The sequence below is a fragment of the Streptomyces niphimycinicus genome, from assembly GCF_018883605.1.
Classification (GTDB): domain Bacteria; phylum Actinomycetota; class Actinomycetes; order Streptomycetales; family Streptomycetaceae; genus Streptomyces; species Streptomyces niphimycinicus.
Window position 1 is genome coordinate 1 of the sequence record NZ_JAHLEM010001316.1, and the last position, 427, is coordinate 427.

Below are 427 nucleotides of genomic sequence, written 5' to 3' on the forward strand. Positions count from 1 at the left end.
TCACGCCCGTACCAGGCGCACTTGTACTCCAGCATCATGCGCAGATCCGTCCACGCCGCATCCGAGATGGCACGCGCAAGCTTGCCGTTCTTCAGCAGGTTACGGACGGTGAGGTCCTCGATCACGACCGTTTGGTTCTCACGGACGAGCCGAGTGGTCAGCTTGTGCAGGAAGTCCCGGCGCCGGTCAGCGATCCGCGCGTGCACGCGGGCGACCTTCCGGCGGGCCTTCTCCCGGTTCGCCGAGCCCTTCACCTTACGGGACAGCTCCCGCTGCGCCTTCGCGAGCCGCTTACGGTCGCGGCGCTCATGCCGGGGGTTGGCGATCTTCTCCCCGGTGGACAGGGTCACCAGGGAGGTGACCCCGGCGTCCAGGCCGACCGCCGCACTCGAGGCGGGGGCAGGGGTGATGGTGTCCTCGACGAGCA

The 427-nt window shown here is 68.1% G+C and carries 1 protein-coding gene; it reads right to left on the minus strand.

Annotated features, from left to right (window positions below; translation table 11 throughout):
- Positions 1-427, minus strand: a 427-nt coding sequence (locus tag KN815_RS49540) for an RNA-guided endonuclease TnpB family protein (protein ID WP_216348254.1), incomplete at both ends; no start/stop codon positions are given.